The sequence below is a fragment of the Streptomyces sp. MA5143a genome, from assembly GCF_900290235.1.
In the GTDB taxonomy this organism is placed as follows: Bacteria; Actinomycetota; Actinomycetes; order Streptomycetales; family Streptomycetaceae; genus Streptomyces.
This window is the reverse complement of record NZ_OLMK01000103.1, coordinates 39,387-65,154: the sequence shown is the minus strand read 5'-3', so window position 1 is coordinate 65,154 and position 25,768 is coordinate 39,387. Positions and strand designations below refer to the sequence as shown.

General features: G+C 69.2%; 18 protein-coding genes and 6 pseudogenes. 11 read left to right on the top strand and 13 right to left on the bottom strand.

Going from position 1 to position 25,768, the window contains the following annotated elements; translation table 11 throughout:
• Window positions 1–140 precede the first annotated feature (140 nt).
• On the top strand, window positions 141–2,573 hold the full coding sequence (pepN, locus tag SMA5143A_RS36540) for an aminopeptidase N (RefSeq protein ID WP_107467108.1): 2,433 nt from the start codon (window positions 141–143) through the stop codon (window positions 2,571–2,573).
• A 287-nt stretch (window positions 2,574–2,860) separates the two neighbouring features.
• Here the strand turns inward: pepN and SMA5143A_RS44880 are convergent, their stop codons facing one another.
• The 7 genes and pseudogenes from SMA5143A_RS44880 to SMA5143A_RS44875 form a co-directional block, all read right to left on the bottom strand.
• On the bottom strand, window positions 2,861–3,139 hold the full coding sequence (locus SMA5143A_RS44880; RefSeq protein WP_375136589.1) for a TetR/AcrR family transcriptional regulator: 279 nt from the start codon (window positions 3,137–3,139) through the stop codon (window positions 2,861–2,863).
• Window positions 3,140–3,168: 29 nt separating this feature from the next.
• Window positions 3,169–4,167 (bottom strand): alpha/beta hydrolase family protein, encoded by a 999-nt coding sequence (locus tag SMA5143A_RS36535; protein WP_181362188.1) that lies wholly within the window; start codon window positions 4,165–4,167, stop codon window positions 3,169–3,171.
• Between the two features lie 371 nt (window positions 4,168–4,538).
• Window positions 4,539–5,207, bottom strand: coding sequence for a lysophospholipid acyltransferase family protein (locus SMA5143A_RS36525; protein ID WP_219923633.1), 669 nt, complete (start codon window positions 5,205–5,207; stop codon window positions 4,539–4,541).
• Window positions 5,208–5,358: 151 nt separating this feature from the next.
• A pseudogene (locus SMA5143A_RS36520) lies at window positions 5,359–5,881 on the bottom strand (TetR/AcrR family transcriptional regulator).
• Between the two features lie 122 nt (window positions 5,882–6,003).
• Window positions 6,004–6,774, bottom strand: a complete 771-nt coding sequence (locus SMA5143A_RS44325) for a hypothetical protein (RefSeq protein ID WP_181362187.1) — start codon at window positions 6,772–6,774, stop codon at window positions 6,004–6,006.
• Window positions 6,755–10,285 carry a SpoIIE family protein phosphatase gene (locus SMA5143A_RS36510; protein ID WP_107467105.1) on the bottom strand — a complete coding sequence of 1,177 codons (3,531 nt, stop codon included), beginning with the start codon at window positions 10,283–10,285 and terminating at the stop codon, window positions 6,755–6,757. The genes SMA5143A_RS44325 and SMA5143A_RS36510 overlap by 20 nt, the downstream gene beginning before the upstream one ends.
• 329 nt (window positions 10,286–10,614) lie before the next feature.
• A pseudogene (locus tag SMA5143A_RS44875) lies at window positions 10,615–11,038 on the bottom strand (transposase); the annotation flags it as partial.
• 1,005 nt (window positions 11,039–12,043) lie between these two features.
• On the opposite strand from SMA5143A_RS44875, the gene SMA5143A_RS36495 reads away from it, so the two are divergent.
• The 4 genes and pseudogenes from SMA5143A_RS36495 to SMA5143A_RS36475 all read left to right on the top strand — a co-directional run.
• Window positions 12,044–12,841 carry an aminoglycoside phosphotransferase family protein gene (locus SMA5143A_RS36495; RefSeq protein ID WP_258193940.1) on the top strand — a complete coding sequence of 266 codons (798 nt, stop codon included), beginning with the start codon at window positions 12,044–12,046 and terminating at the stop codon, window positions 12,839–12,841.
• 899 nt (window positions 12,842–13,740) lie between these two features.
• Window positions 13,741–14,472, top strand: coding sequence for an HAD family hydrolase (locus SMA5143A_RS36490; RefSeq protein ID WP_107467102.1), 732 nt, complete (start codon window positions 13,741–13,743; stop codon window positions 14,470–14,472).
• Window positions 14,473–14,750: 278 nt separating this feature from the next.
• Window positions 14,751–15,452: an HAD family hydrolase gene (locus SMA5143A_RS36485; RefSeq protein WP_107467101.1), complete on the top strand. Its 702-nt coding sequence runs from the start codon at window positions 14,751–14,753 to the stop codon at window positions 15,450–15,452.
• Window positions 15,453–15,831: 379 nt separating this feature from the next.
• Window positions 15,832–16,189 (top strand): annotated as a pseudogene (locus SMA5143A_RS36475) (transposase); the annotation flags it as partial.
• 192 nt (window positions 16,190–16,381) lie between these two features.
• On the opposite strand, the gene SMA5143A_RS36470 reads toward SMA5143A_RS36475, so the two are convergent.
• From SMA5143A_RS36470 to SMA5143A_RS36460, 3 genes and pseudogenes are all read right to left on the bottom strand, one after another.
• Window positions 16,382–16,792 carry a hypothetical protein gene (locus tag SMA5143A_RS36470; protein ID WP_258193939.1) on the bottom strand — a complete coding sequence of 137 codons (411 nt, stop codon included), beginning with the start codon at window positions 16,790–16,792 and terminating at the stop codon, window positions 16,382–16,384.
• A gap of 156 nt (window positions 16,793–16,948) precedes the next feature.
• Window positions 16,949–17,209 (bottom strand): annotated as a pseudogene (locus SMA5143A_RS36465) (transposase family protein); the annotation flags it as partial.
• Between the two features lie 59 nt (window positions 17,210–17,268).
• Complete coding sequence (locus tag SMA5143A_RS36460; protein WP_258193938.1) at window positions 17,269–17,751, bottom strand: hypothetical protein; 483 nt, start codon at window positions 17,749–17,751, stop codon at window positions 17,269–17,271.
• 75 nt (window positions 17,752–17,826) lie between these two features.
• Between SMA5143A_RS36460 and SMA5143A_RS36455 the strand changes: the two are divergent.
• Window positions 17,827–18,597: pseudogene (locus SMA5143A_RS36455) on the top strand (transposase).
• 37 nt (window positions 18,598–18,634) lie between these two features.
• Here the strand turns inward: SMA5143A_RS36455 and SMA5143A_RS36450 are convergent.
• Window positions 18,635–18,913 carry a helix-turn-helix domain-containing protein gene (locus SMA5143A_RS36450; RefSeq protein ID WP_258193943.1) on the bottom strand — a complete coding sequence of 93 codons (279 nt, stop codon included), beginning with the start codon at window positions 18,911–18,913 and terminating at the stop codon, window positions 18,635–18,637.
• A 60-nt stretch (window positions 18,914–18,973) separates the two neighbouring features.
• On the opposite strand from SMA5143A_RS36450, the pseudogene SMA5143A_RS36445 reads away from it, so the two are divergent.
• Window positions 18,974–19,072, top strand: a pseudogene (locus SMA5143A_RS36445) (IS5/IS1182 family transposase); the annotation flags it as partial.
• 181 nt (window positions 19,073–19,253) lie between these two features.
• Here the strand turns inward: SMA5143A_RS36445 and SMA5143A_RS36440 are convergent.
• Entirely contained in the window at window positions 19,254–19,901 is a 648-nt protein-coding gene (locus SMA5143A_RS36440) for a TetR/AcrR family transcriptional regulator (protein WP_107467099.1), read from the bottom strand.
• 180 nt (window positions 19,902–20,081) lie between these two features.
• Here SMA5143A_RS36440 and mhpA point away from each other — a divergent pair, with 180 nt between their 5' ends.
• Genes mhpA through SMA5143A_RS36420 form a run of 4 tightly spaced genes read left to right on the top strand, consistent with a single transcriptional unit; the run spans window position 20,082 to window position 24,656 of the window.
• Complete coding sequence (gene mhpA / locus SMA5143A_RS36435; protein ID WP_107467098.1) at window positions 20,082–21,638, top strand: bifunctional 3-(3-hydroxy-phenyl)propionate/3-hydroxycinnamic acid hydroxylase MhpA; 1,557 nt, start codon at window positions 20,082–20,084, stop codon at window positions 21,636–21,638.
• Window positions 21,635–22,729 (top strand): alpha/beta hydrolase family protein, encoded by a 1,095-nt coding sequence (locus tag SMA5143A_RS36430; RefSeq protein ID WP_107467097.1) that lies wholly within the window; start codon window positions 21,635–21,637, stop codon window positions 22,727–22,729. Before mhpA ends, SMA5143A_RS36430 begins: the two co-directional genes overlap by 4 nt.
• 8 nt (window positions 22,730–22,737) lie before the next feature.
• Window positions 22,738–23,607, top strand: a complete 870-nt coding sequence (locus SMA5143A_RS36425; protein ID WP_107467096.1) for a dioxygenase family protein — start codon at window positions 22,738–22,740, stop codon at window positions 23,605–23,607.
• Complete coding sequence (locus SMA5143A_RS36420) at window positions 23,604–24,656, top strand: maleylacetate reductase (protein ID WP_107467095.1); 1,053 nt, start codon at window positions 23,604–23,606, stop codon at window positions 24,654–24,656. Before SMA5143A_RS36425 ends, SMA5143A_RS36420 begins: the two co-directional genes overlap by 4 nt.
• Window positions 24,657–25,198: 542 nt before the next feature.
• Here the strand turns inward: SMA5143A_RS36420 and SMA5143A_RS36415 are convergent.
• The gene (locus tag SMA5143A_RS36415; protein ID WP_107467094.1) at window positions 25,199–25,579 is read right to left on the bottom strand and encodes a DUF6223 family protein; all 381 of its coding nucleotides are present in this window, start codon (window positions 25,577–25,579) and stop codon (window positions 25,199–25,201) included.
• Between the last annotated feature and the right edge of the window lie 189 nt (window positions 25,580–25,768).

The window sequence follows — 25,768 nt, the reverse complement described above, 5'->3', positions numbered from 1 at the left end:
GTCGGGAAGGTCCCGGGACAGCACAGCTTTTAGTCGTGTCCTTCGATGGGCGGCACGATGGAGGCACCCGGTGCACGTGTGCCTCGTGCTGCTGAGCGGGTGGTTCGCCGCGAATGAACGAATCTTCGAGAGGGAAAGTGATGAGCGACAGGAGTCTGACCCAGACCGAGGCCGAGGGGCGGGCGAGCCTGCTGACGGTCGAGCGGTATGACGTTGCCGTGGACCTCTCGGATCTGCTGACCGGCTCGCGGGTCCGGTGTGAGTCGACGATCACCTTTACGTGTCACCGGCCCGGGGCCGAGACCTTTGTCGATTGTGCGGCGATGGTTGAGAGCGCCACGCTCAATGGGGTCGTGTTGCGGTCGGCTGTTGAGGGCCGGATCGCGCTGACCGATGTTGCCGAGAGCAACGTCCTCACGGTGGTTTCGGTGACGGAGTGCTCGGCCGATGGCTGGGGCGTGCACAAGGCGGTCGATCCCGCCGACGGCGAGACGTATGTCTTCACCGACTTCAGTCCCGACTACGCCCACCATGTGCTGGCCTGCTTCGATCAGCCGGATCTCAAGGCGCCGTGGGCGTTCACCGTGACCGCTCCTGCTGGCTGGCGGGTGCTGAGCAACAGCGGTGACCCGCAGATCGAAGACCTCGGCTCCGTGCGACGCTGGACCTTCCCGCCGACGCCGCCGCTGGCGGCGTACAACACCGTGATCAACGCGGGCCCGTACTACGAGTTGCGGCGTCGCGGAGCTGGTCATGATCTCGGGCTTTTCGCCCGGCAGTCGCTGGCTTCGATCCTGGACCGGGACGCCGACGAGCTGTTCACCCTGACCACCCAGGGGCTCGAGTTCTTCGCCGGAAAGTTCGGCATGCCGTTTCCGCAGCACAAGTACGACCAGGTCTTCACGCCCGAGTACCCCGGCGCGATGGAGAACTTCGGCTGCGTCACCTGGATGGACTGGTTCCTGCGCAGGACCACGCCGACCAGAGCGGAGTGGGACATCTTCTCGCGGTACCTGCTGCACGAGCTCGCGCACATGTGGTTCGGCAACATCGTCACGATGCGCTGGTGGGACGACCTGTGGCTGAACGAGGCGTTCGCGGAGTTCGCGAGCAACTGGGCCGCCGTGAGCGTGACGTCGTACACCGACGCCTGGACGGCACATATGGCCGGCGAGAAACTCAAAGCCTATTTCATGGACCAGGGACCGACGACGCACCCGATCCGCCAGCAGGTCCGCGACGTCTCCGAGGCCGCAGCGACATTCGACGCCATCACCTACCCCAAGGGCGCGTCCGTACTGCACCAGATGATGACGTACGTCGGCGAGGCAAGGTTCTCCGCGGGTCTGACCAGCTACTTCGCCACGCATGCCTGGGGCAACACCACGCTGCAGGACCTGATCGACGCCGTCGCCGACGCCAGCGGACGTGACCTGGACCAGTGGCGCACGGGATGGCTGGAAACAGCGGGCACCGACCGGCTCACTCTCGACCACGACACAGACGGGTTCACCCTGGTCGCTCAGGGGCCGGGGGGCCGGCCACGCCCGCATGTGCTCGCCGTCGGCGCCTACGGGGGTTCCGGGGATCATCTTGAGCGGATGGCACTCGTCGAAGTCGAGGTAGCGGGCGAACGGACCCGGCTCGACCTACCAACCGGAGCCGACCTGTATCTGGTCAACGATGAAGACCTGACCTTCGCCTCGACGAGACCTGACGCCACGACCAAAGACGCGTTCTTCCCCAACGCCGCCCGCCTGCCCACCGCGACCGCGCGAGGTGTCGCCGTCACCACGGCCTGGGACATGCTGATCAACGGCGAAGCGACAGCCGCCGAAGCCGTGCACTGCCTGACCCGAGTGCTCGCTGTCGAGACGTCCGCATCGGTGATCGAGCCGTATCTCAACCTGGCTGTCGAGGCCGCAGATCTGTGGAGCCCGGAGTCGGAGCGGGACGAATTGCTGGGAACAGTAGCTGCGGCATGCCGCAGCCTCTCCGGCGTCGGCCCCTACCGCAAAGCGGCGTTGCGCGGCTTCGCTCGCACCGCGGCCGAGGTGGAGGATGTTGCGTGGCTCCAGATCGAGGCTGGGAAGGACATCGATTTTCAGTGGCGAGCCCTGGTTCGCAAAGCTCAGCTCGGAAGCCCGACCGCAGCCGAAGCACAGGCTCTGCTCGACCGCGACCCGGACCCCGAAGCGTGGGTCAGCAGGCTCCAGGTCCGCGCGGCGACCCCGGACGCGGCAGAGAAGAAAGCGGTGTGGCAGACGCTGGTGACGGACCGCGCGGTGCCTATCGCTTCGGTCCACTCAGTTGCGGCACTGTTCTGGAGCGCTGGCCAGGACGACTTGCTCAGGCCCTACGCGGAGGCCTACCTCGATCTTGTGCCGACCATCCACCGCAGTGGAACCGTGCCGGCGACGACCTACACCAAATGGCTCTTCCCGCTGTTCGGTATCGACCTGACCTTCGTGGGACGCGCGGAAGACCTGGCGGCGCAGGCTGTCCCGGTCGTCCGTACGAACCTCCTGAACCAGGCCGACCGGATGCGCCGCATACTGCACTCCCGCGGCTGAAAATTTCCAGCCCGGTCCACAGCTCGCTCGGCAATTCCTCGATGCCGGTGAGAAGCCATGCCACAGTCGGTGATTTGTGACGCTCTGTAGGCATATGTTCCTGATACTGGGAGGCGAGGTTTTCTTCGCTCAGGAGCAGCACCTGCTGACGGCTTCGACGCGTGGGGCCGGGGGGTGAGGTGCTCGACATCGCTTCGAGCCACGGGATCACGGAACGATCCGGCTCTCGCGCGGCGCGTCGGACGAAGGGCGGGCGCCCCCGGATATTCGCCTGCACGCGCTCCAGCTCAGCCTCGATTTCCGCCACCCGCACTGCCGTGGCCTTCCGCCTGGCTTTCGGGAGGGCCGGCATCGGTCTGCTTCGCCGCCTCTGGCTCACCCGGTGGCCGCATCAGCGCTTCGACCGCCGGTCGCAAGCACTCGACGAGGTCGTCGACGCTCGCCTCCTCGACCTCGGAGAACTTCAGGACGTAGCGGGTGACGGCGGTGCCCAGTGTCAGCGCCCCGATCAGTCGGCCGCGCAGCGGGACATGCCGCGCGCCGGAGTGGGCCTCTTGGTGCTCCAGGAGCCCCGACAGGTTGGCCAGCGGTCACCTCAGACTCCTCCTCTGTCGGAGCGGCCTTCACCGGCCGGGTCCGGTTGTGTGCTCTGCTGTGCGGCGCCGTCCTGCCGCGTGGTGAGCGTGTTGGAGATCCAGTCCGTGATGTACGCGCTCATGCCGTCGCTGTGCCGGACCCAACGGAAGTGGTCCAACCGGTGGCTGCCGGCAAGGGCCTCGGAGTAGTGCCACCGGCTCACTTGGGCAGCCGGGATCTTCCGCAGCAGATGGTCCGTCGCGCCGGGCGGCGCCAGGCTGTCGTTCTCCACGCCGACCGCGAGGACGGGAAGCGTCAGCCGCGCGAGCGCCGCCTCGTAGTCGGTGTCGCTCCCTCCCAGCGTGTAGCGGCCGGTGCGGCCCTGCCGTGCCCAGTCCCGCATCACTGAAGTGGGCTGAGTGCCACCGAAGCCGAGCCGTTCCCCGGGCCAGTAGCCGAGCGCCGTGGCGAGCGCCGCGAACAGCTGGCTGCCGACCAGGTTGCGGAGCCCACGCACCGAGCCGAACCCCCGCCACCAGACCGACCCGGCTGCCGTCAGCACGACGGCGTGCACCCCGGTGAGCTCAGTCGCGGTGCTGAGCAGCGCGAGCTGGCCGCCGAGGCTGTGTCCGATGAGTACCACCGGCGAACGCGGGAACGCGGCGGAGACCGCACGGGCGACAGCGGGAAGGTCGTCATCGACCATCTCCCGGTACCCGTACGCCACTCCTCGGCGCGCCACCGGGGTGCTCTCGCCCTGGCCACGGAGGTCCGTGACCGCCACGTGCAGACCGCCCTGGTGCAGCCCGCGGGCGAAGGGAGCGTAGAACCGCGCCCGCGCCCCCATCGCCGGTACCACGAGCGCCACTGGGGCGTCTGGCCGCTCCGCACGCAGGAGCCGGACCACGAACTCCGCGCCTCCCGACGACCGCACCCGTACGGACTCTTCGGCAGAACCGCCCTGCTCCCGCCCCGCCGACGGTCCCGCGTCGTCCGCCTGCGCCTTCTCCGAAGTCACCCTGTCCGGCGCAGTGTGTCGCTCCTGATACGTCATCTTGCTGCTCGTCCTCTCATTGATGCCGACCTCAGGCCCAGGTAAATCCAGGGCCCAGGGCGACCCGCAAGGGCAAGCACGGTGGCCGGCCCCCGGTCGTCACCGACGACATGCTCCACACCGTGCTCCGCGTCGCCCGGCATCTACCGGGCGCTCGCCGAGCACGCCAAGCGCGAGGTGTACCCCGAAGCCGTCGAACAGGCCCACGCCGACTTCGCTGCCCTCCAGGTCGCCGAGGTACCCGGACCCGCACCGCTATCCCTGACCGCGCGCCACGCTGATCACAGAGAGCTACTCGTCACTTCGCCGTAGCTTCGGAAAGAACAGGGCCGGGGTCAGCCCTGCTTCTTCGCCCTCGCCGCGTAGACGGGCACGTATTCCTGGCCGGAGACCTCTGCTATGGCCTGCACGATCAGGTCGGAGACGGCCCTTCGGGCACCGGCGTCAGCGGCGGAGCCCTCGTACAGGGAGAGGTCGACGGGCTTGCCGAAGGTGACCTTGACCTTGGCCGGACGCGGAAGCACACGCCCGGGCGGCAGGACGCGGTCGGTGCCGCTCATGGCCACCGGCACCACGGGCGCGCCGGACTTGAGAGCCAGCCATGCCACGCCCGTCTTGGCCCGGTAGAGCCGACCGTCCGGGGAGCGTGTGCCCTCGGGGTAGATGCAGAAGACGCCGCCGTCCTTCACCACCCGAAGACACGCGTCAAGTGAGGCTACCGCCGCCCGTTGGTTCTCGCGGTCGACTGGAACCTGCCCACTTCCCCGCATGAAGGACGAGACGATCCGCGTCGGCCAGGAACCTCCCTCAAAGTACTCCGCCTTCGCCATGAAGGTCACCGGTCGGTCCAGCACCAGCGGCAGGAAGGTGGAGTCCACGATGGACAGGTGGTTGGACGCGAGAATGACGCCGTTCGACTGCGGCACATTCTCCAGGCCCACGGCTTCGAGCCGCGCCGCGGTACGCAGTACCGGTCCAGTCAGCCGCTTTAAGTGCTCATACATCAATTCGTTCCTCTATTGGATATGTGCCGGGCTCGCGGCGAGCGAACGCTGCAGGCAGGGCTGCGCCACCAGCAGAACGTGCCGTCCAGTGCGACGATCACCGCCCCGGCCACGCTGACGAGAACCGGGACCGAGCGTTGCGGCCGCCCGGTCATGAGGCCATCGGCCCGAGATGAGCATCCAGCGCAGTTTCGATCAACCGGTCGTGACTGGCGGTACCCTCGCCGCCGAGGGCGAGTTACAGGCTGCCCCAGGACCACAGCTGGGCGATGCCGTGCAGGAACATCGGGAGCGTCGCCTCCCACAGCCGGGGCCCGTCCGGAGTTCCACTCTGCTCGCCGCCGTCGAGCAGGTCGTGACGGAACATCAACTCGCATGCCGCGCCGTTTCAGTTCGTAGGTGACGTACACCCGCGCCAGCGCCGCCAACTCATCACGCGGCACGGCAGTCCCTGCCGTGTCTGCGGCGGACCGCGCGCCCAGCTCCTCGAAGCCTCTGCGCGCGATGGCCGACAACAGCGCCCGGTGTGTCGGAAAGTAGCGCCGCGGCGCACCGTGCGACACACCCGCCCGGCGGGCGATCTCCCGAAGACCAACCGAAGCGGTGCCCTCAGGCAGCGCCAGCTCTGCGCCGGCATCGACCAGTCGTTCCCGCAGAGGCCCTTCAACATCCATAGACAGTGTCTACCAGACATTCGTAGACAGCGTCTACCGGCAACTCATCTACTCGGACTGAGGGTTGGAGGCCCCGATGGTGCCGTGCGCCGTTTGCTCGGCTGCCATGCGGGCCAAGCCGGTTACGCGGGGTTCGGCTGCCGGTCGGGAGGAAAGGCGGCCTGGCCTGACCCCCACCTCTCCACCGCCGTGTGGTGGTGCTCGGTGGGGATCGCCTCGTACAGGTCCTGCGCGCGGCGTCGCGCGAGCCCGGTGCGGTAGCCGTCCGGCAGCGCGGTGAGCGCGGCGACCGTACGGTGGCGCGCTTCTTCGCTGTCGCCGTCGTGGTGGGAGCAGGCCGCGCTGTCGGTGTGCAGCAGGGTGCGCGTCATGGTGCTGGTCGGTGCGGGCAGGTCCAGCGCCCGCTGCTGGCTCTCGTGGGCGCGGGCCGTGTCTCCGAGCGTGGTGTAGGCGTGGCTGGGGTGCACGTGATGCTTCTGCTCGGAGTAAGTCAGCCACGTGTCCGACCGCTCGCCCTCGGGGAGCCGTTCCATGAGGGCGTCCGCTTCCGCGAGCGCGGCTCGGGCCTGCTCGCTCTGGTGGTTGAGGGCGGAGGCGCGGGCGGCGACGGCGGCCGCCAGGACAGCAGCGGCGGTCGGTCGGTTCCCGACAACGTGGCGGGCCTGTTCGGCAAGGCCGGCGAGGGCCTTCGGGGCGCCGTAGTTGAGCGGGACCATCGCCTCGCGCGCCCGGACCCAGGCGTACAGCTGGCCGTCGCCGGATTCGGAGGCCGCCCGGGCGGCCGTGTTGAACAAGGCGCGGGATTCCCGGCGGCTGCCCAGGTCGTGCAGGACGATCGCGGGTTCGGCATTCGGGCCGTGTCCGCGGTCACCCTCAGTCAGGCCGCGGGTCACCGGTTCGACACGATGGGTCGGCGGTGGCGGCGAGCAGGGCCGTGTCATCGTCTGCCCGACCGGGGGTGCCGAGCAGCTCCAGGGCCCGTTCGGTGATCTGCTGGGGGTCGGTGCGGGCGGCGGCGGGCAGCGCGCCGCAGGCCCGGCGCAGGGCCGCCAGGCCGTCGTCCAGGGACAGCGCCCGGTTCTCCACCAGGCCGTCGGTGTACATCAGCAGGCCGGTGCCGGGCGGGAACGCCACCTCGCGGTCGACCGGAGTGCTGCCCAGCCCCAGCGGCAGCGCCGGGTCCACCTCCAGGTAGGCGGTGTGCTCTCCGGTCACCAGCAGGGGCGGCAGGTGCCCGCCGGCGGCGTAGCGCAGGCGTTGGCGGTGGGGGTCGTAGACGGCGTACAGGCAGGTGGCGAAGCGTTCGGTGTCGAGCGATTGCAGGTAGGCGTCGAGTTTGGCCAGCACCTGGGCCGGGCCGGCGCCCTCCAGCGCGAGGCTTTGCTGGGCGGAGCGGAGTCGGCCCATCACGGTGGCGGCTTCCACGTCGTGGCCCATGACGTCGCCGATGGCCAGTCCCACGGCGCCGTCGGGCAGGGCGAGCACGTCGTACCAGTCGCCGCCGATCTCGGCACCGCGGTTGCTGGCCCGGTAGTGGGTGGCTAGGCGCACCCCGGGCACCTGGGGCAGGCGCTGCGGCAGCAGGGCGCGCTGCAGGGTCAGGGCGAGGCGGCGCTCGGTGTGGTACCGGGTGGCGTTGTCGTGGGCCAGGGCCAGGCGGTGGGCGAGGTTCTCCAGATACTTGCGTTCGAGCGCGGAGTAGCCGTCGGTGTGCCGGGCGAGGACGAGCGCCCCCAGCGTCTGGTCGTGGGAGCGTAGCGGCAGGGCCAGCACGGTGGCGTGCGCCGGGTGCGGGCCGGCTGGGGCGGGGGCCGTGCCGCTGATCGCGTGGGCGGCTGCGGTGGCCAGGGCCTCGCAGGCCAGCAGGGGGGCGCCGGCGGTGTACGCCGGGGGCGACTGCGCCGGGGCGGATGCCGGGTCGGTGAGGTGGATGCTGATCTGGTCGGCGAAGTCGGGCAGCAGGAGCTGGCCGGCGGTGTGCAGTATCTGGTCCGGGTCGAGGGTGGCGGACAGCCGCAGGCCCGCGTCGGCCAGGGAGGCCAGCACGGCCAGCTGGTTGCGGGTCTCGGTCAGGACCTGTTCGCGCAGCCGGGACAGTTCCAGCCCGGTGCGGACGCGCGCCAGCAGCTGGCGCGCGGAGAAGGGCTTGGCCAGGTAGTCGTCGGCGCCGGCGAGCCGGCCCTGCACGGAATCCTCCTCGCTGGCGCGGGCGGTGAGCAGGACGATGGGCAGGCGGGCGGTGCGCGGGTCGGCGCGCAACGCCCGGACCAGCTCAAAGCCGTCCATGCGGGGCATCATCACGTCGCTGAGCACCAGCTCCACCGGCTGCGCCAGGGCCGTCTCCAGGGCGGCCCGGCCGTCGGCGGCGAGCAGCACCTCGTACTCCGGCTGCAGCAGCTGGGCGAGGTAGGCGCGCATGTCGGCGTTGTCGTCCACGACCAGCAGCCGTGCCCGGTGGGGGCGGCCGGTTGTGTGCGGGCGGCGGTCGGTCTCCTGCGGGCCGGGGCCGCAGGGGATCTCCGGGGCCCCACGATCCTGCGGGGTGCGTGCCGAGGCAGGCCCGGCCTCCAGCCAGCCCAGAGCCTCGTTGACATAGGCCTCGGCGCGGCCGGGCCGGCCGCCCGCGTCATCCCCGGAGGGCGCGGCGCTTGGAGCGGGCGGGCCTGGGCGGGGCCGGTGGGCGGCGGCGAAGGGGAGGTCCACGGTGACGGTGGTGCCCCGGCCGAGCCGGCTGTCCACGCCGACGGTGCCGCCGTGCGCTTCCACCAGGTCCTTCACCATCACCAGGCCGAGGCCGCTGCCCTCGTGGGAGCGGGAGCGGGCGCCGCGGACCCGGTGGAAGCGCTCGAACAGGTGCGGCAGCTCATCTTCTGGGATGCCGGTGCCGGTGCCGGTGTCGGTCACGGTCAGCCGGGCCCGGTCGCCGGCCGCGGCCACCTGCACCCGGGCGCCGCCGGTGAAGGTGAACTTCAGGGAGTTGCTCAACAGGTTGAGGATGATCTTCTCCCACATCTCCCGGTCCAGGGGCACCGCCTTGGGCAGCGGCGGGCAGTCCACCTCCAGATGCAGCCCGGCCGCCTCGAAGGCGGAGCGGAACACTCCGGCCAGTTCGGCAGTGGTGCGGGAGAGGTCGACCGGCTCGAAGATCCCCCGCACCTGCCCGGCCTCGGCCCTGGACACGTCCAGGAGGGTGTTGACCTGCTTCAGCAGACGCAGGGCGCCGCGCTCGGCCAGCTGAAGCTGCTCGCGCCGCTCGGGCCGGTCCTCGTCGACGAGGGCCTGCTGGATCGGGCCCAGCAGCAGGGTGAGCGGGGTGCGCAACTCGTGGCTGACATTGGCGAAGAACGTGGTCTTGGCCCGGTCCAGCTCGGCCAGCGCCTCCGCCCGCCGACGCTGCTCTTCGTGCGCGACCGCGGCCGCCACCGCCCCGGCCACGGCGGAGGCGAGCACCTCCAGGAAGTCCCGGTAGGCCCCGGCGGGCGGGAAGCAGGGGTTGACGCCCACCACCAGGACGCCCTCCACCCGGCCCGCGCAGTGCAGCGGCAGGGCCAGAGCCTGCTCGACCGGGAACCGGCGGGCCCCGGCGTGCTGCCCGCCGCCGAACGCGGCGGCCGGCAGGGGGGCCGGGGCCCCGTCGGCGACCACCCGCGCCAGCCGGGCCGCCGCCTCCGCCCCGCCGACCGCCTCCAGCGAGACGGTCTCGGGCGCCGGCCGGAGCCCGGCGGGCAGGCCGGCGGATGCCGCCAGCCGCAGCACCCCCGGCTCGGCGGCCATGTACAGGCCCAGAAACGGGATCTCCTCGCGGTAGGAGTCCGCCACCTCGGCGACCACGCGGGCGACCTCGCCGGGGGTGGGCAGCCCGGCGGTGCGCGCGCCGGTCTCGCTCAGCAGCCGCAGCCGACGCTCGCCCAGTACCCGGCCGGTGGTCTCGGTGGTGATCTGCAGCACGCCGCCGACGGTGCCGTCCTCCAACAGAACGGGCTGGTTGGCGGCGTCGAAGTAGCACTGCTCCAAAATGCCGTGGCGCTCAATGACGATCGGGTTATCCGGGATCCGCAGGGGCTTGCGGGTGTCCGTCACATAGCGGAGTTGGGAGCCCCCGGGCTCCCAGACCTCGGGGAACGCCTCCCGGAAGGGCCTGCCGAGCGCCCCGGGATGCTGGGCTCCGGCAATGGATGCGGAGCTCTCGTTGTACAGCATGGTGAAGTCCGCCCCCCAGTACAGAACCATCCCCTGCTCGGAGGCGAGCATGAGGCGCAGGGTGTCCACCAGGGGCCCCGGCCAGGACTCCGGGGGCCCCAGCGGCGTCGCCGCCCAGTCGATCCCGGCCAGCAGCTCGCCGAACGCGCCGCCCTCGGCGAACACCCGGGCCGCCGCGGTGCGCGGGTCATCGGGCCGGATCATCAAGAAATCTTCCTCCTGGCGCCCATGTGATCCGTCCGCGACCCCCATAACGCCGACAAGTGGGGGGGCCACCGCACTGCGGAGTGCGCCACGGACCTCGCAGGCATATCGAACGCCGGATTCGACATTTCTGACTATATTTCTACCAGATTGGCGGATTGGGGTCGTTTTATCGGGAATGCTCGCCCGCAGCCACACGCCGACGGCCGCGATCGAGAAGCCGCCCGCCGTTCGGCTCGACATCGATGGACGGGCATACGAACGGCAAGCGGCTGGCCCACCCCACCGCAGAGTGCTGTGACCTGCAAAAAGGGGTTCAGACACAGGTCCTACGTGGTGAGGCGGACGAGGCGCTTGTAGCAGCAGGGGGTGGCGGCCAGGCCGAGAAGGGCCAGGTAGTTGCGCGAATTGCATTCGTAGCGGGGGCTGAGTCTGCGGTAGCCGGACAGCCACGACATGGCTCGCTCGATGACCCAGCGGCGGCGCCCTAATCGCTCGCTGGACTCGATGCCCCTGCGCGCGATCCGCACTCCGATGCGCTTGCCGCGTAACCATTTCCGCAGATCGGCACGGTCGTAAGCCTTGTCCCGTGTAGGCGCTGGGGCTTGAAGTACCGGCCGCGAGACGCCGACAAGGAGGGGCAGGCAGTCCGTTCGCGTCCGACAAGATGTGCATACGTCGCACAGCCGCGTCCGGAGCATCGCGCCTCCCCCCGGCACCGCGATCGAGCGGAGCTGGCCCTTTTCTCCATCCTGCCCCGGTGACCAGGTGTGCGCACGACGGTCAGCGGCGGCAGCCGTCCAGGAGTGCTCTGCATGGTCAGGAGCCGCAGCGTGAGCCGAGCCGGCGCCCGGGGCGATGTGGCCGGCTGCCAGGCGCAGGTGACCCGAGGCTCCTCCGGGCTGGATGGCGCCGCGGCGGACCTGTGCTCCCGGGCGAGGGCGGCGATCGCCGTGGATGCGCAGGGCGAGACGGTCGCGGTGCGGGACGTCGAGTTCACGTACGAGGCCGGAGAGGTGCACCGTGTCGATGGGTCGCGCGTAGGTTCATGCTGGGGTGCGCTGGCCTGCGACGGAGTGGACCGCCCCAGCGCCGCCACGCCCTCGGCTCGCTCCGCGTCGCGCGCACCATGGTGCAGACCCTCGGTCCCCGCACGGCACACCTGACCAGAAGCCCGATCGGTCGAACACTCGCCCTCTGGCAACTCGCCGCCCGTCCCTGGCAGATGACGGCAGAGGCGGCCAACGGTGCCCTGCGCAACCTCGTCCGCTCACCCGGCTTCGAAACCACACGCCGGGCAGCCCGCACCTACCGGCGCACCGGCTTCACCCCCAACGCCCCGGTCACCGTCGCCTGGGATGCCCGAGACCTTCTGACAGCCCGGCACCAGGCCCACCACGCAGCCCTACTCCTGCCCGCAGCCCGCGTGTCCGGCTGCGCGGCAGCGGGCAATCACCCATGTCCGACGATCCCGGCCGGATTGCCCACCTCCTGCTGCCCACAAACACCGGCTGAGGCAGGGGAGTCGGCGTCAGCCTTCGGGGAGTAGGGGTGCCGGTAAGTACCTGTTCCTGGGCTGCTCATGGCATGAGGGGGTTTCTCCGGCCGTCACTCGAGCCCGCCCGGCGGATCATGCCTCCAGGAGCGCCGGGCCACCGCCGTAGAGTTCTCGCTGTGACAGCTCACCGAATGCCTTCCGCGGAGGTTTCAGTTCCTGTCGACTTGGTGCGCCGTCTACTCGACGAACAGCACCCCGACTTGGCGGATCTGCCGGTCGAGATGCTGGCGAACGGCTGGGACAACCTTGTGTGTCGGCTTGGCGAGGAGTTACTCGTCCGGTTGCCGCGGCGTGCCCTGGCCGCCGAGCTCCTCGCGCACGAGCAGCGGTGGTTGCCGGAGTTGGCCGACCGTCTGCCGTTGCCTGTGCCGGCGCCGGTGCGTGTCGGGCAGCCGACAGCTCGATACCCGTGGTCCTGGAGCGTCGTGCCGTTTTTCGCGGGCCGGATCGCGGCGCGGTCGGAGCCCGACGACCCCTGTTCGGCCGCGGCGACGATCGGCGGATTTCTGGATGCGCTGCACGCCCCGGCCGCTTCGGAGGCGCCGGTCAACGCGGCTCGCGGAATTCCGCTGGCCGGACGCGCCGAGGGCGTCCTGACCGGACTGGCACATGTCGCCCCGGACGATCGAGCAATCGCACTGCAGATCTGGCAGAAAGCCGTCGCGGCGCCCGTCTGGGACGGGCCGCCGGTATGGCTGCACGGAGACCTGCACCCGGCCAACATCCTGGTCGACCGCGGCCGGATCAGCGCCGTGATCGACTTCGGTGACATCACCTCCGGCGATCCTGCCACCGACCTGTCTGTGGCCTGGATGTTGTTCACCGCGGAGCAGCGCGCCGTTCTACGACAGGCGTACGGCCGCGCGGACGACGCGACTTGGGAACGGGCCCGCGGGTGGGCGCTTGCCCTGTCCTTGGTCTTCCTGTCGCACTCGGCGGACAACCCACTGATGCACGGTATCGGCGAGCGGGCATTCCGTGCGGTGCTGGCTGCGTAGGTTCCAAGCGAGAGCACACATTGATGGGTTCCGGCATCACTCGTGGTCCGGAGAGCGCAGAGATATCGGTGAGAAGTAAGAGCGGTGAAGCGGCGTGGGCTCGCAGTGATCGCGTGCGGGGCAGTACGGGCCGTGGCAAGATGACGGCATGTCGATCCGAAAGGCCGATGCCGCGTAGGCGTCCAAGAGGGCTACGCGCGGAGCGTTGGCGGCCCAGAAGAAATGTCCCGGTTCGCCGGATCCGCGGTGTTTCCGCGGCGACTCGCGTAGCGATCCGTAAGTTGGAAGAAGACCGCCTGTGGCCTGGGGCTGTGGCCGCTGCCCTGGCCGAGTGCCGATCGTATGTGGGGCAGCCAGGGCGCGTTCTGCCGGATCCGTTGATCGGCTGTGACTGCTGTGACCCTTTGGTGGCACGAGACCGTCTGGAGGACGTGCTGCTGTGGCTGCCCCGTCGTGCTCGGGCAGACCTCGGCAGGCTCGTTGCCAGGTTGGACGCTGAGTTCGACCGCCGGGCCGTATCCCTCAGCCCTCACCTCATGCTGGCAACCCCCTTCAGTGCTTGCGGGTATTGGCGCCGGCGATTCATGGAGAACTGAGGGCCGGATGGTCTCTCGCTGCTCAGCCGGCGGCCGTCGCTGAGACCAAGGAGGGCTACGACCTCTGTAGTCAGGGGCCCGCATCAGGTCCTGAGCTCGTAGCTGCTCTCGCGATGGTGTTCAAGCTCGCCGACGCCGCCCAGGCCGGCTGACGGGCGGTCACCGCACCCCACCTGGTCGCACTCGTTTCGATCCGGCGCCCGCTTCGAAAACGGCCAACTGGTCGAGCACCCCGACGAACAGGCAGCGGCCGCCTAGTGACCCGAGGCCGAGTCACGGATTTCACCGCGAGATGATCCTCCCATGGCGGATGTGGTTTTCTTTGATCTGGACGGCACCCTGGTCGATCACAGAAGCGCGGTCTTGGAAACGATTGGCCAGATCGTCCAGGCCGCGCCGAACGCGACGGCTCCACCAGAGGAGCTGGTGACGTTGTGGTGGACGCTGGAGGCGCGACACATGCGGGAGTACCTGGCCGGTCAGTGCTCCTTCGCCGAGCACCACCGACGCAGGCTCCGTTCCTTCCTGCCGATGCTCGGCGAGCCGGTTCCTGAAAATCCCGGTCTTCTGGACGCCTGGATCGCCGAGCGCTACCTCACCGTGTTCGAGAAGTCCTGGCGATGCTATCCCGATGTCCAGCCCTGCCTGGAGAGCATGAAACGGCTTCCCCGAGGACCGCGTCTGGCCGTTCTCACCAACGGAGACCCCGATCAGCAGCGCGCCAAACTCGCCCGCTTCGGCCTCCTGGAATACTTCGAAGCCGTTCTGACCCCGACCGAGCTCGGAGCGGCCAAGCCCGCCGCCTACGCCGCCGCCTGCCGGCGGATGCAGACGGACCCCGCGCAGGCCGTCAACGTGGGCGACATGCTGAGCAGTGACGTCAACGCAGCCGCCCTGGCCGGGCTGACTGGCATCTGGCTGGACCGCGGCATCGACTTCGTCACCGGTGGCCCATCGCCGACGGCAGACGAGACGGTCCTCCGCATCGAACGGCTCACCGACCTTCCCGACCACCTATCACCCACGCATGCCTGACAAACTCTCAGGGACTTGATCCACAGGTCTTGACTATCTACTGGTACATGAGGCACTGGGGCCCGCTACGTTCAAGCTGATCATTGTCCAACGAGGCCATCGATGGGGCAGGTCCGGGTGGCAGTGGCGCCGAGGTGTCGGCGGTGGAGTAACGACCTCCGGGGGAAACTGAGGTCCGGGCGTGCTGGCCTGCCGCGATGTCGAGCTCGCTACAGGTAGCCAGTGTTTAGCAAGTGGCCCTGGCGTGGCACGCTACGACGTAGGCAGGATCGTGAGTCATGCATGCAGTTGTGTTCGACATGGATGGGACGCTACTGGATAGCGTCCCCACGGTGTCCCGCGCATACGCCGATACGATTCGCTCGCTCGGCGGCCCGCCGGTCTCGCCGGATGAGGTGGTCGCCGGCTGGCATGTCGGCCACACAGAGCGGGTTCTCGCCCACTTCCTCGGCCGCACCTGCGGCCCCGCCGAGGTCGAGCGCTTCCACGCTTACCTGGATCCGGCCGTAGCCGAGCTGCGGCCGTTCCCCGGCATTCCGGCCCTGCTCGACGAAGTCGCCGATGCGGGCATGCGGCTGGGCGTATTCACGGCGGCCACCCGGCGAGTGGCTGCGAGCATGCTCGCAGCCGCCGGAATCGCCGCGCGATTCGACGTGGTCGTTGCGGGCGACGAAGTCGACAACCCCAAGCCGGCGCCGGACGGGTTGTTGCTGGTGCTGCGGCAGCTCGGGGTCCCGGCCGAGGCAACTGCCTATGTCGGTGACGCTGAAGTGGACCTCGACTGTGCCAACGCCGCGGGATCGCTGGGAGTGCACGCAGGGTGGGGTGCACGCGCCGGTGTCCGTACCGGGGCCCACCCGGTCGCGGCGCGTCCGTACGACGTGCTCAGCCTGCTGGTGGCGCCTCGCAGGCGTACGGCGACGGCACGGCCCGCCAAGGCGGCTCCGGGAGAGTGTCCCGCAGATCGGCAGATCAGTTGAGGCTCGCGAGTGAGGGTGGGCTGTCGTGATCACCATTGGTTCGCTGTGCGAGGAAGATCGCGCCGCCTGGGAAGCGCTGGCGCGCGGGTACAAGGCGTTCTACCGCACCATGGTGCTCGACGAGGGCTACGAGCAGACGTGGCAGCGGCTACGGGGCGACACCGAGTTCCACGGCATTGGCGCCTGGTCGCAAGGGGAGCTGGTCGGCATCGCGCACTATCTGTTCCACCCGACGTTCTGGATGGAAGACAGTTGCTACCACCAGGACCTCGTAGAGACGGACGGATGTGCCATGACTCGATCCTCTCAGGGAATCGAGCCGCCATCAGACCCAGAGCGGTTCAGCCCTCGTCAGCGCAGTCCTGCTCGGTGTCACCGCCGCGACCTGCTCATCGCCGCACACCGGCAGCAGCTCGGCGCACCGCACCCATTGTGCTCGTGTGGGACAACCTCAACGTTCACGAGGACCGCCGGCTGCGGGACTTCATCGACACCCACGACTGGATCACCTGCTACTTCTTGCCTGCCTACGCACCGGACCTCAACCCCGGCGAGGGCATCTGGCCCCTGCTGCGACGCAGCAGCCAGAGGTCAACACCGCCGTCAACGACCCAGACCACCTCATCGGAACGCTCCGACACGGTTCCCGTCAGATCCAGTACCACAGCAACCTCGTCAGCGGATGCCTCGCCGAAACCGGACTCACCTTGACGACATCACGGCAACAACGTCAGTAACGAAACTGAGCCCAGTTCCCACACGCGTTCGAGACCTCCCAGACGGGCTCTGGCCTGGGGCAATGACTGGTTCGCCACACCGTAGAGCAACGGTGGCTAGCTACGCTGAGCCCGCTGCCGCGGGCCCAGCTAGCCACCAAAGTGAGGGGCGCTCTTCGCGAGGGAGGGCACGGCAAAGGAACTGGCTGCCTCTTACTCGGGCTGAGTCACTGTCAGGGACCAGCGAATGTGTTCGTCCGAGGCGTCGACTCGTATGGTGAAGGATCCTGACTGTACGACGCCCGCGTCCATCGTCACCGAGCCGACTCCTGCGGTGCCGGTGGGGCAGTCCACGGTGAAGTCGGCCACTTGTCTCTGCTGTGATTCCATCTTCACTGCGACACTGCCTCCGCCTTCGCATGCCACGGTGAGGACGGTCGGTGCTTTCTCCCAGGCCCCGCCGGATGCGACTCCGCCGTCTCCGGTCATCTCTTCCACCCACACCAGCCCTTCCGGTCCAGGGTGAGGAAGGAGGCCATCGGCAGCCGCTGCCGGCGTGGTCGCGAGGCCCGCCATCCCGAGGGCTGTCAGCATCGCCGTCGCAATGATCTTCCGTGCGCTCATCGCGCCTGCCTTTCTTGCTCGTCTGTCATGACACCGACAGTCTGACCTACGTCAGGCGTCAGGGCATGAGTACGAGAACTCATGACAGCAGCGGCCAAAGGGTGTTGCACAAGGCCGTGTTCGGGCAGGTCAGGGCCCGTGATCGCGGACTTCTGGTCATGATGCGAGCGCGAGGTTGTGCATGTGGGCGACGGCCTGGACCGCGTGGTGGAGGCCGTCGCCGCGCTGCCGGCAGTCGCGGAGGATCTTGTAGTTCTTCATCCGGCCGATCACATGCTCCACCCGTGCACGCACCTTGCGGTGAGCGGCGTTGTCGCCCTCCTCGCCCGGCAGCAGGGGCCGGTGCGGGCGTTTGCGGTGCGGCACGACCATTCCGCAGTTGAGGTAGGCGCCGTCGCCCAGGACAGTCACGCCCTGTTAGGGGTTGTCCCGAAAGTGGGCAGGGTGAGCTACAACCCCAGGGCGGCGGCACCGTCTTACATAACTGATCCCTGAAGGGCTTCTCGCCACTGGTCCCTCACATCGCGGGACTCGTCCAGGGCGGGATCGCGGCTTCCGCCAGGTGCGTAGGCAGGAGACCGGTCTGCGCGGAGCGGCACGTGGGCGCAGTACCAGGCTCGCTTGGCGCCTGCTTGCTCCGCGTCCGTGCCGGTCCGCAAATAGCCGAGCAGGGCGGTCATGACCCGGCGGCGCCCGAAAACGTAGACCGCGGGTTCGACGAACCAGCGGCAGAAGCTGGGGTCCGGGTCGTAGACGGCTGCCGCCAGCAGGGGGGCGAAGAACTCCTCGGGCAGGTGGGCGCGTTCGAGCAACGGCTCGCGCACCGCATGGGCCAGGTGCCGCGCGCGGCGGGCTTCCGGCACGTCGGCTGCATCCCCGAGGTCCATCAGCCGTGCCACCTCGGTGGCACATGACAGGAAGGAGCGTGCGGCGGGCTTGGTGTGCTCTTCGTCGGTCATGGCGGCATTCTGGGCCAGCTCGGACCGAGAAGGCGTGGGGCGGTGTTGCCTCTCGCCGAGTGAAACGATTACGAGGTGGCTGGTGTGATCACGGCATCGGTGCCGTCCCGGATAGAGCCGTTCACCGGACTGAGCTTGCGCTGCTTCGACAAGTTGGTTGCCTCGGTGCGACGCGAGCAAGCCTTGGATCAGCAACGCGGCCGGCCCTGGAGCCTGCCGCTGGAGGATCGCGTCCTGTTGATGACGGCTTATTGGCGAACGAGCTTGACGATGTGACAGCTTGCTCTGCTGTTCGGGATCTCCAAGTCGGCCGCTGACCGGATCATTGACCACATCGGACCGTTGCTGGCGCTCCGACAGCAGAAGCAGTTCCGCAAGGACGCTGTGCTCGTTGTCGACGGCACTCTGGTGCCCACGCGTGACCACTCGGTAGCCGAGCAGTCGAAGAACTACCGCTACTCGACCAACCACCAGGCCGTCATCGACGCCGACACCCGCCTCGTCGTCGTGGTCGGCCGGCCCCTGCCGGGCAACCGCAACGACTGCAGGGCGTGGGCGGAATCCGGCGCGAAGGACGCCGTCGGCAAGACGATGACCATCGCGGACGGCGGTTACCCGGGCACCGGCCTGGTGATGCCGCACCGACGCGCGAAAGGCCAGGCCGAACTCCCCGACTGGAAGCCGGCACACAACCGCTCCCACAAGCAGGTCAGAGCCCGAATCGAGCACGTCTTCGCCCGCATGAAGGGGTGGAAGGTCATGCGCGACTGCCGCCTCAAGGGTGACGGCGTGCACCACGCGATGCTCGGCATCGCACGCCTGCACAACCTCGCCCTGGTGGGCTGATCGAACAAGCCGCCCGACGGGCATCTGCGTCACCGCCTCAGCGGAGATCACTTACGGGACATCGCGTGGGGGTCGGCGCGCTCGCGCTCTTCGAGGCCGGGCTGGGCGGCTGAACCCTGTGCCGGACGACTGGTTCGTAGCGTCGGCGCCAGGTGTAGAAGCACTGGCGGCTGATGCCGTAGTAGCGACACGTGGCAGCGATGTTGCCGCTCACCTCTTTCGCGTGGCGCAGCACTGCGAGCCGATGGCGGGCGCGTCTTGCGAGATCTCGTTCAGTCGTGCGGGCCTCATAGGGACGGGAGACCCACCTGTCGATAACACCCGCCAGTTCTAGAACCAGCGCGTGTCTCTTTGAGGGTTGGTGAGTTGATCGGACGTGTCTGTCCGATTAGTGATCATCGATGCGATGTGGGACAGGATCGAGTCGTTGATGCCGACTGCTCCGGTCCGCGGGCGGAGGTGGGCAGAGGCAAGGTCGCATGCATCGACAACTCTCCTTCGATCGCTCCGGCTACGACGGAACTCCGGAGGACCTGAGCTGTCGGCGCGATGGCGTGGGAAGCGCAGAGAGGCGAGCCAATATGTGAGTCATGACTCACACATGTGGTGAGCGTGAACTCACTGTGCGCGCACTTGCGCGACGGCGAGCGAGGAGGTCACCGGCCGTCCGGGGTGGCGAGGAGGTAGGAGATGACCGCGGTCTGGAGGTGACTGCGCAACTGGCTCCAGGGCAGCGGGCGGTCGGACTCCAGGAACTCGCCCTGCGTGACGCGGTGGGCGACTGTGGCGTAGACCAGGCGGAAGGCGAAGTCCAGCGCGGCCTCGGGATCCGGGTGCGCGACGGGGATGTGACGCAGCGCCTCGGCGAAGGTGCGGTTGCCCTCGGCGCTGACGCGTGAGCCCTCGACCCGCACCGCCTCATGCCGGGTGCCGAGCAGCAGGAAGACGCGCAGCAGGGACTCGTAGGCCTGGAAGGCGTCGGTGATCGCGCCCACTGCCTCGGCGACCGCCACGGCCGGATCGCGCAGAATGCGCAACCGCTCCGGGGACATGCGCTGGGTGATCTCGGCCTGGAGGTTCTCGGTGAAGGCGTGCTGGATGGCCAGCAGGAGTCCTTCCTTGTCGCCGAACCGGCGGTAGATGCTGCCGACCGCCATGCCGGCCCGCTCGGCGACCGCGGCCACGGTCAGTGCGTCCACTCCACCCTCTTCGAGCAGCGCGTACCCGGCCTGCGTGAGGTCCTGCTGCGAACGGCGACTGCTTTCCCGGAGGGCGGCAGGCCTGCGGGCGGGGGACTCGGTCATCTGTGCAGTTTATCGACCGGGGTCTTGACGTCCATGTTGCCATCGTGTGAATCTCGCTTCACTCAAAGTGTGAATCCGAATTCACATGGAGCGCGACATGCACCGCACGGTGGAGCCGCACCTCTCTCCTTCCCACCACAGCCCCTCGCAACGGCGCGGGGCTGTCTTCGGAGGTGTCCGATGGCTCCGCACTATGACGTAGCCGTCGTCGGCTACGGTCCGACCGGACTCGCCGCGGCGTCCCTGCTCGGCCGGCTCGGCCACCGGGTGGTGGTCTGCGAACGCTGGCCTGCCCTGTACGGGCTGCCCCGGCTCACCCACATCGACGACGAGACCGCGCGTACCGTCCAGGCGGCGGGCGATGTCGACGAGGCGCTGCGGGACTCGTCCCCGTGCGAGTACCTGTGGGTCAACGGCAAGGGCGAGACGCTGGTGCGCATCCCGGCGACCCCCGACGGCCCGATGGGTTATCCGGACCACATCTCCATGTATCAGCCGCACGTGGAGCAGGCGATCGACAAGCGGTTGCGCGGCTACGGCACGGTCGACGTCCGTCAGGGCTGGGCGGTCACCGGCCTCGACCAGGACGACGACGGCGTCACCCTGCACCTGAGCGGCTGGAACACCGAGACAAACTGTGCGGACGGTCCGCGCGACGAGGTCCGGGCCCGCTATGTGATCGCCGCCGACGGCAGCCGCAGCGGCGTGCGGGAACTGCTCGCAGTGGAGCGCGAGGACTTCGGCTTCAACGAACAGTGGCTCAACATCGACACCGAGTGGCTGCGCCCCCAGCCACCGGAGTTCGCCCACGGCACCCAGTACTGCGATCCCGCACGCGGCCACATGACCATCAACATCGGCACAACCCGCCAGCGCTTCGAGTTCGCCGTCCTGCCGGGCGAGACGCGTGAGGAGATGACCGCGCCGGAGACGGCATGGAGGCTGCTGGGGGAGTACCACGAGCTGGGTCCGGACGATGTGCGGATCATCCGTCAGCTCGTCTACGGTTTCGAGGCCCGCATCGCCACCCGCTGGCGCACCGACAGGGTCTTCCTGGCCGGCGACGCCGCCCACACCATGCCCCCTTACCTCGGCCAGGGTGCGTGCAGCGGCATCCGCGATGCCACCAACCTCGCCTGGAAACTGCACCTCGTCCTCAGTGGCCTGGCGCCCGAGGCTCTGCTGGGCACCTACGAGAGCGAGCGCCGCCCGCACGTCACCGCCCTCACCCACATGGCGATCGGCCTCGGCAAGGTCGCCAACACCCACGACGTCGAGGCCGCGGCGGCCCGGGACGCCGCGTTCTTCGCGGGCAAGGTGCCACCGCCGCCGCCGTTCCCGCCGCTGAGCGGCGGAGTGCTGCGCAAGGAAGCCGGCACACCGGTCGGCACCCTCACCCCGCAGGGCCGTATCCGTCTGGCCGATGGCCGCACCGGGCGCCTCGACGACCTGACCGGATACGGCTTCACCGTCGTCACGGCCGAGGACCCCACCGCCGCCCTCGGCCCCGGCCGGCTCGCCAGGTTGGAGCGTCTGGGCTGCGCCGTGGTCGCCCTCGACACGGTCGACGACCTCGACGGGCGGCACCGGGAGTACCTCCAGCGGCTCGGCGCGGTCGCCTACCTGGCACGTCCCGACTTCGTGCTGTTCGGTACGGCGGCCGACAGCACGGACCTCGGCGCGCTCGTGGACGACCTGGACGACGCACTGTCCGGCACGGCCAAGGCGGCCGTATGACGCCCGCAGTCCCCAGGACGGCTTCTCTGCCGCCGCTGGTGGCGGCCCAGCACCGGGCCATGCCCTTCACCCGGCTCACCGACTGCGGCATGGACCCGGCCGACGCCCGCCGCCTGCTCGCCGACACAGCGACTGGGACACCATGGCAGGACGCCGCCGCGGCCATCGCGCAGACGCAGCTGGTACGGGCCCGGCGGGCGGAGGAGGCGAGCCACCGCACAACCGCCCGGCAGGCGTACCGGTTCGCTTCCGCGGCCTGGATGTTCGCACAGATGGCGTACCAGAGCGACGCTGCGGAGAAACGGCAGCTGTACGCCCGGCACACCGCCGCGATCGCCGCTCTCGCACCCGCCGTGGAGCGCGTGGAGATCCCGCACCGTCACGGGGCGCTCGGCGGCTGGTTGTGCCTGCCGCCGAGCGGCGAGGCCTCGGCCACCGTCATCGTCTGGGGCGGACTCAGCGGCTGGGGCGCCGCATACCTGCCCGTCGCCGACGCCTACACCGCGCGCGGCCTGGCCTGCCTGCTCGCGGAAGGCCCCGGGCAGGGCGAGTCGCGGCTGCGGCACGGACTGTACGTCGACGAGCGCGTCACCGAGGGCTTCGCCCGCTTCGTCGACCTGGTCGAGGCCGATCCCCGCCTTGGCGGCGCGATCGGTGTGCAGGGCATCAGCTTCGGCGGCTTGTTCGCCGCCCACCTGGCCGCCGCCGACCCGCGCGTCGGTGCGGTGGTCGTCAACGGCGCCCCGGCCACGCCCACGGTGCCCGAATTCCGCACCGCCCGCGAGCAGATGGCCGCCGTGGTCGGCACCGACGAGTTGGACCGGGTGGCCGAGGTCATGGGCGCCCTGCGCTTCAACCCGGACAAGCACCGCATCACCTGCCCCCTGCTCCTGCTGCACGGCGGCCAGGACCCCCTGGCCCGCTACGAGGACCAGGAGCCCTTCCTGCGTGCCGCCGACCCCACCCGCGCGACCGCCCGCATCTGGCCCGACGGCGAACACACCCTCTACAACCACGCGGCCGAACGCGACGCGCTCACCGGAGACTGGTTCACCGACCACCTGACCGGCCAGGGCACCGCCAACAGTTAGGAAGACCAGTGGACTTCACCGTCGAGACCGCCACCGACGCCGTGGTGGAGAGCTTTCGGCAGACCAAGGACAAGCGGCTGCGGCAGATCATGGAGAGCCTGACCCGCCATCTGCACAGCTTCGTAAGGGACATCGTACCCACGATGCAGGAGTGGGAGGCGGCGATCGATTTCCTCACCGCGGTCGGCCGCACGTGCGACGACACCCGCCAGGAGTTCGTCCTGCTCTCCGACATCCTGGGCGTCTCCATGCTCGTCGAGACCATCAACGGTGCCGAGGAGGGAACCGAGACAACCGTCCTCGGCCCCTTCCACATGACCGAATCCCCCCGCCGCGAACTCGGTGACTCCATCGACCTCCTCGGCACCGGCCGTCCCTGCGTGGTCTCCGGCCGTGTGCTCGCCTCCGACGGAACCCCGCTCCAGGGCGCGGAACTCGACGTGTGGCAGTGCTCGCAGGACGGCTTCTACGACGTGCAGCAGCCCGACGTACAGCCCCCGGGCAACGGCCGCGGCCTCTTCCGCACGGACGAGCACGGCCGCTACTGGTTCCGCACCGTCGTCCCCTCCCACTACCCGATCCCCACCGACGGCCCCGTAGGCCGCCTCCTCCAAGCCACCGGCAGGCACCCCAACCGGCCCGCCCACATCCACTTCATCGTCGGCGCCGCGCACCACCGGACGGTCACCACGCACACGTTCGTCGCGGGCAGCCCCTACATCGACTCGGACGCCGTCTTCGCCGTCAAGCGGGGCCTGATCACCGACTTCGCCGAATCCCACGACGAACAGGACGCCGAGCACTTCGGCGTCACCGCACCCTTCACCCACGCCGGGTTCGACATCGTGCTGGCACCGGAGGCAAAGGCGACGCGATGACCTTCACCTACGAGGCCCTGCCCATGCGAGTGGTCTTCGGCCCCGGCAGCCTGCGCCAACTACCCGAAGAAGCAGACCGCTTGGGCCTGTGCCGACTGCTGGTGCTGTCCACGCCCGGTCAGCGCGCTCTCGCCGAGCACGCGGCCACCCTGCTGGGCGACACATGCGTGGGGCTCTTCACCGAAGCCAGGATGCACGTGCCGGTCGAAGTCGCTGAAGCGGCTCGCGCGGCCGCCCACGAAGCCGGCGCGGACGGCTGTCTGGCCATCGGCGGCAGCTCCACCATCGGTCTGGGCAAAGCGATCGCCCTGACGTCCGGCCTGCCCGTGATCAGCGTACCCACCACCTACGCCGGCTCCGAGATGACCACCGTCTGGGGACTCACCGACAACGGACGCAAACAAACCGGCCGCGACCGGGCCGTCCTGCCTCGCAGCGTGGTCTACGACCCCGAACTCACCCTCGGCCTCCCCGTGGACGTGTCCGTGACCAGCGGATTCAACGCCATCGCCCATGCGGTGGAGGCCCTGTACGCGCCCGACGCCTCACCGATCGTGTCCCTGATGGCCAAGGAGGGGGTGCGTTCACTGGCCGCTTCCCTGCCGCTCATCGCCGCCGACCCCGGCGACGCGGCGGCCCGTATCGACGCGCTGCGCGGCGCGTGGCTGTGCGGGGCGTGCCTGGGAGCCACGACCATGTCACTGCACCACAAGCTCTGCCACATCCTCGGCGGCACCTTCGACCTGCCCCACGCCGCCGTCCACACGGTCCTGCTCCCGTACGTCACCGCCTTCAACCTCCCTGCCGCACCGGCCGCCGAGCAAGCGCTGCGCCGCGCGCTGGCCACGGACGACGTGCCGAAGCACCTCGCGCACACATCCGCCGAACTCGGCGCTCCACGCTCACTGGCCGAACTCGGCCTGAGGGAACGCGACGTCGACGAGATCATCGCCCAGGCACGGGCCCAGCGCTATGCCAACCCACGACCGGTCACCGAACAAGCTCTCCGCTCGCTCCTCACCCTGGCGCTGAAGGGAATCCTCCCGTGACCAAGTTTGTGGCCGCTGCACGGCGGCGCCCCGGTATGACGCACCCGCTCAACGACCGGAGATCAGTACCCTGAGGCCCATCAGCACATGCTGCCCATGATCGACTGCGAGAAGCGTTCACTGGCAAGAGGGCTGGCGAAGACCCTGGAAGCCCCCACCTAAAGTGACACGCTCTCTGGCGGCTGGAGGTGGCTTCGGGAGTCCCTTTCGACTCGCTGGGCCGTGAGCGGCGTGGGCCCCCGTTTGGGAAGGATCATCCGGGTTTGCCTGGTCCCCAGGGGGCGTTGGCAGTGCCTCAGGTGAGGAGAGTTGCCAGCGCCTCGACTGCAGAGCGTAGTGCAATACATCCCCCCGACACACAGCTGACGGCAGCCTACAGAAGCCATCATGCACCCAACTCGACGGGTGTCTCATCGAATCCGAGCCGGGCGAACTCCACCGGGAGACCGCAAGAACAGGCACTTGGGAGTTTCGACAGCACCGAGGGCGGGGCATTGGTCGGCCTTCAGGCAGACCCGAACGCTCGCTCCTGTGCGCTGAGGTCAGCCTGTGCGGCGGGAACGGCCCAGAGCCAGCCACCCGAGGACCGTGGCGATCAGCCCCAAGAGCAGGGCAGCCCCGCCTCCCACCACTCCGTTCCCGGTGCCGGGACCACCGTCGGCGACGGCAAGATGTACCGTGCCACCCACCATGGTGATCAGCCCCACCGCCAGGGCCGTGATCGCCCCCTTCGTCCCGCCGTTGCCGTTACGGCGGACCGAGCGGGTCAGAGCCCGCCGGCCGATGACAACGCCGGCCAGCGCCAGCAGCGCGGCCGCGGTTGCCCAGAATCGTGCTGTGGTCAGCGTGTATGCGCCGACTCCCGACGACTGGGCCGAGACGTGCGCGGCCGCTGGTGCGGCAAGCAGGCGACGAACAGACATCAAGATGCTCCTTCTCTTCCTGCGACGGGTGTGGACCGAGCATGTCTGCCGGATCCGCCCCCGGTCGTCCGGCGGACGGAGACACTTCGCACTGCCGCCGGTGCCGCATCCGGCTACCACGGACGCCGCAGGCGCCGTGAAGGTACTGCGTGGGCGGTAGTCAGCTACTCGTCCACGAGGGGGACTCGC

Coding starts and splice junctions, on each gene's coding strand:
- SMA5143A_RS36415 (WP_107467094.1), bottom strand. CDS start 25,579: ATGTCTGTTCGTCGCCTGCTTGCCGCACCAGCGGCCGCGCACGTCTCG.
- SMA5143A_RS36510 (WP_107467105.1), bottom strand. CDS start 10,285: ATGATCCGGCCCGATGACCCGCGCACCGCGGCGGCCCGGGTGTTCGCC.
- SMA5143A_RS36440 (WP_107467099.1), bottom strand. CDS start 19,901: ATGACCGAGTCCCCCGCCCGCAGGCCTGCCGCCCTCCGGGAAAGCAGT.
- SMA5143A_RS36490 (WP_107467102.1), top strand. CDS start 13,741: ATGGCGGATGTGGTTTTCTTTGATCTGGACGGCACCCTGGTCGATCAC.
- pepN (WP_107467108.1), top strand. CDS start 141: ATGAGCGACAGGAGTCTGACCCAGACCGAGGCCGAGGGGCGGGCGAGC.
- SMA5143A_RS36420 (WP_107467095.1), top strand. CDS start 23,604: ATGACCTTCACCTACGAGGCCCTGCCCATGCGAGTGGTCTTCGGCCCC.
- SMA5143A_RS36485 (WP_107467101.1), top strand. CDS start 14,751: ATGCATGCAGTTGTGTTCGACATGGATGGGACGCTACTGGATAGCGTC.
- SMA5143A_RS36460 (WP_258193938.1), bottom strand. CDS start 17,751: ATGACCGACGAAGAGCACACCAAGCCCGCCGCACGCTCCTTCCTGTCA.
- mhpA (WP_107467098.1), top strand. CDS start 20,082: ATGGCTCCGCACTATGACGTAGCCGTCGTCGGCTACGGTCCGACCGGA.
- SMA5143A_RS36470 (WP_258193939.1), bottom strand. CDS start 16,792: ATGAGCGCACGGAAGATCATTGCGACGGCGATGCTGACAGCCCTCGGG.
- SMA5143A_RS36430 (WP_107467097.1), top strand. CDS start 21,635: ATGACGCCCGCAGTCCCCAGGACGGCTTCTCTGCCGCCGCTGGTGGCG.
- SMA5143A_RS36525 (WP_219923633.1), bottom strand. CDS start 5,207: ATGTATGAGCACTTAAAGCGGCTGACTGGACCGGTACTGCGTACCGCG.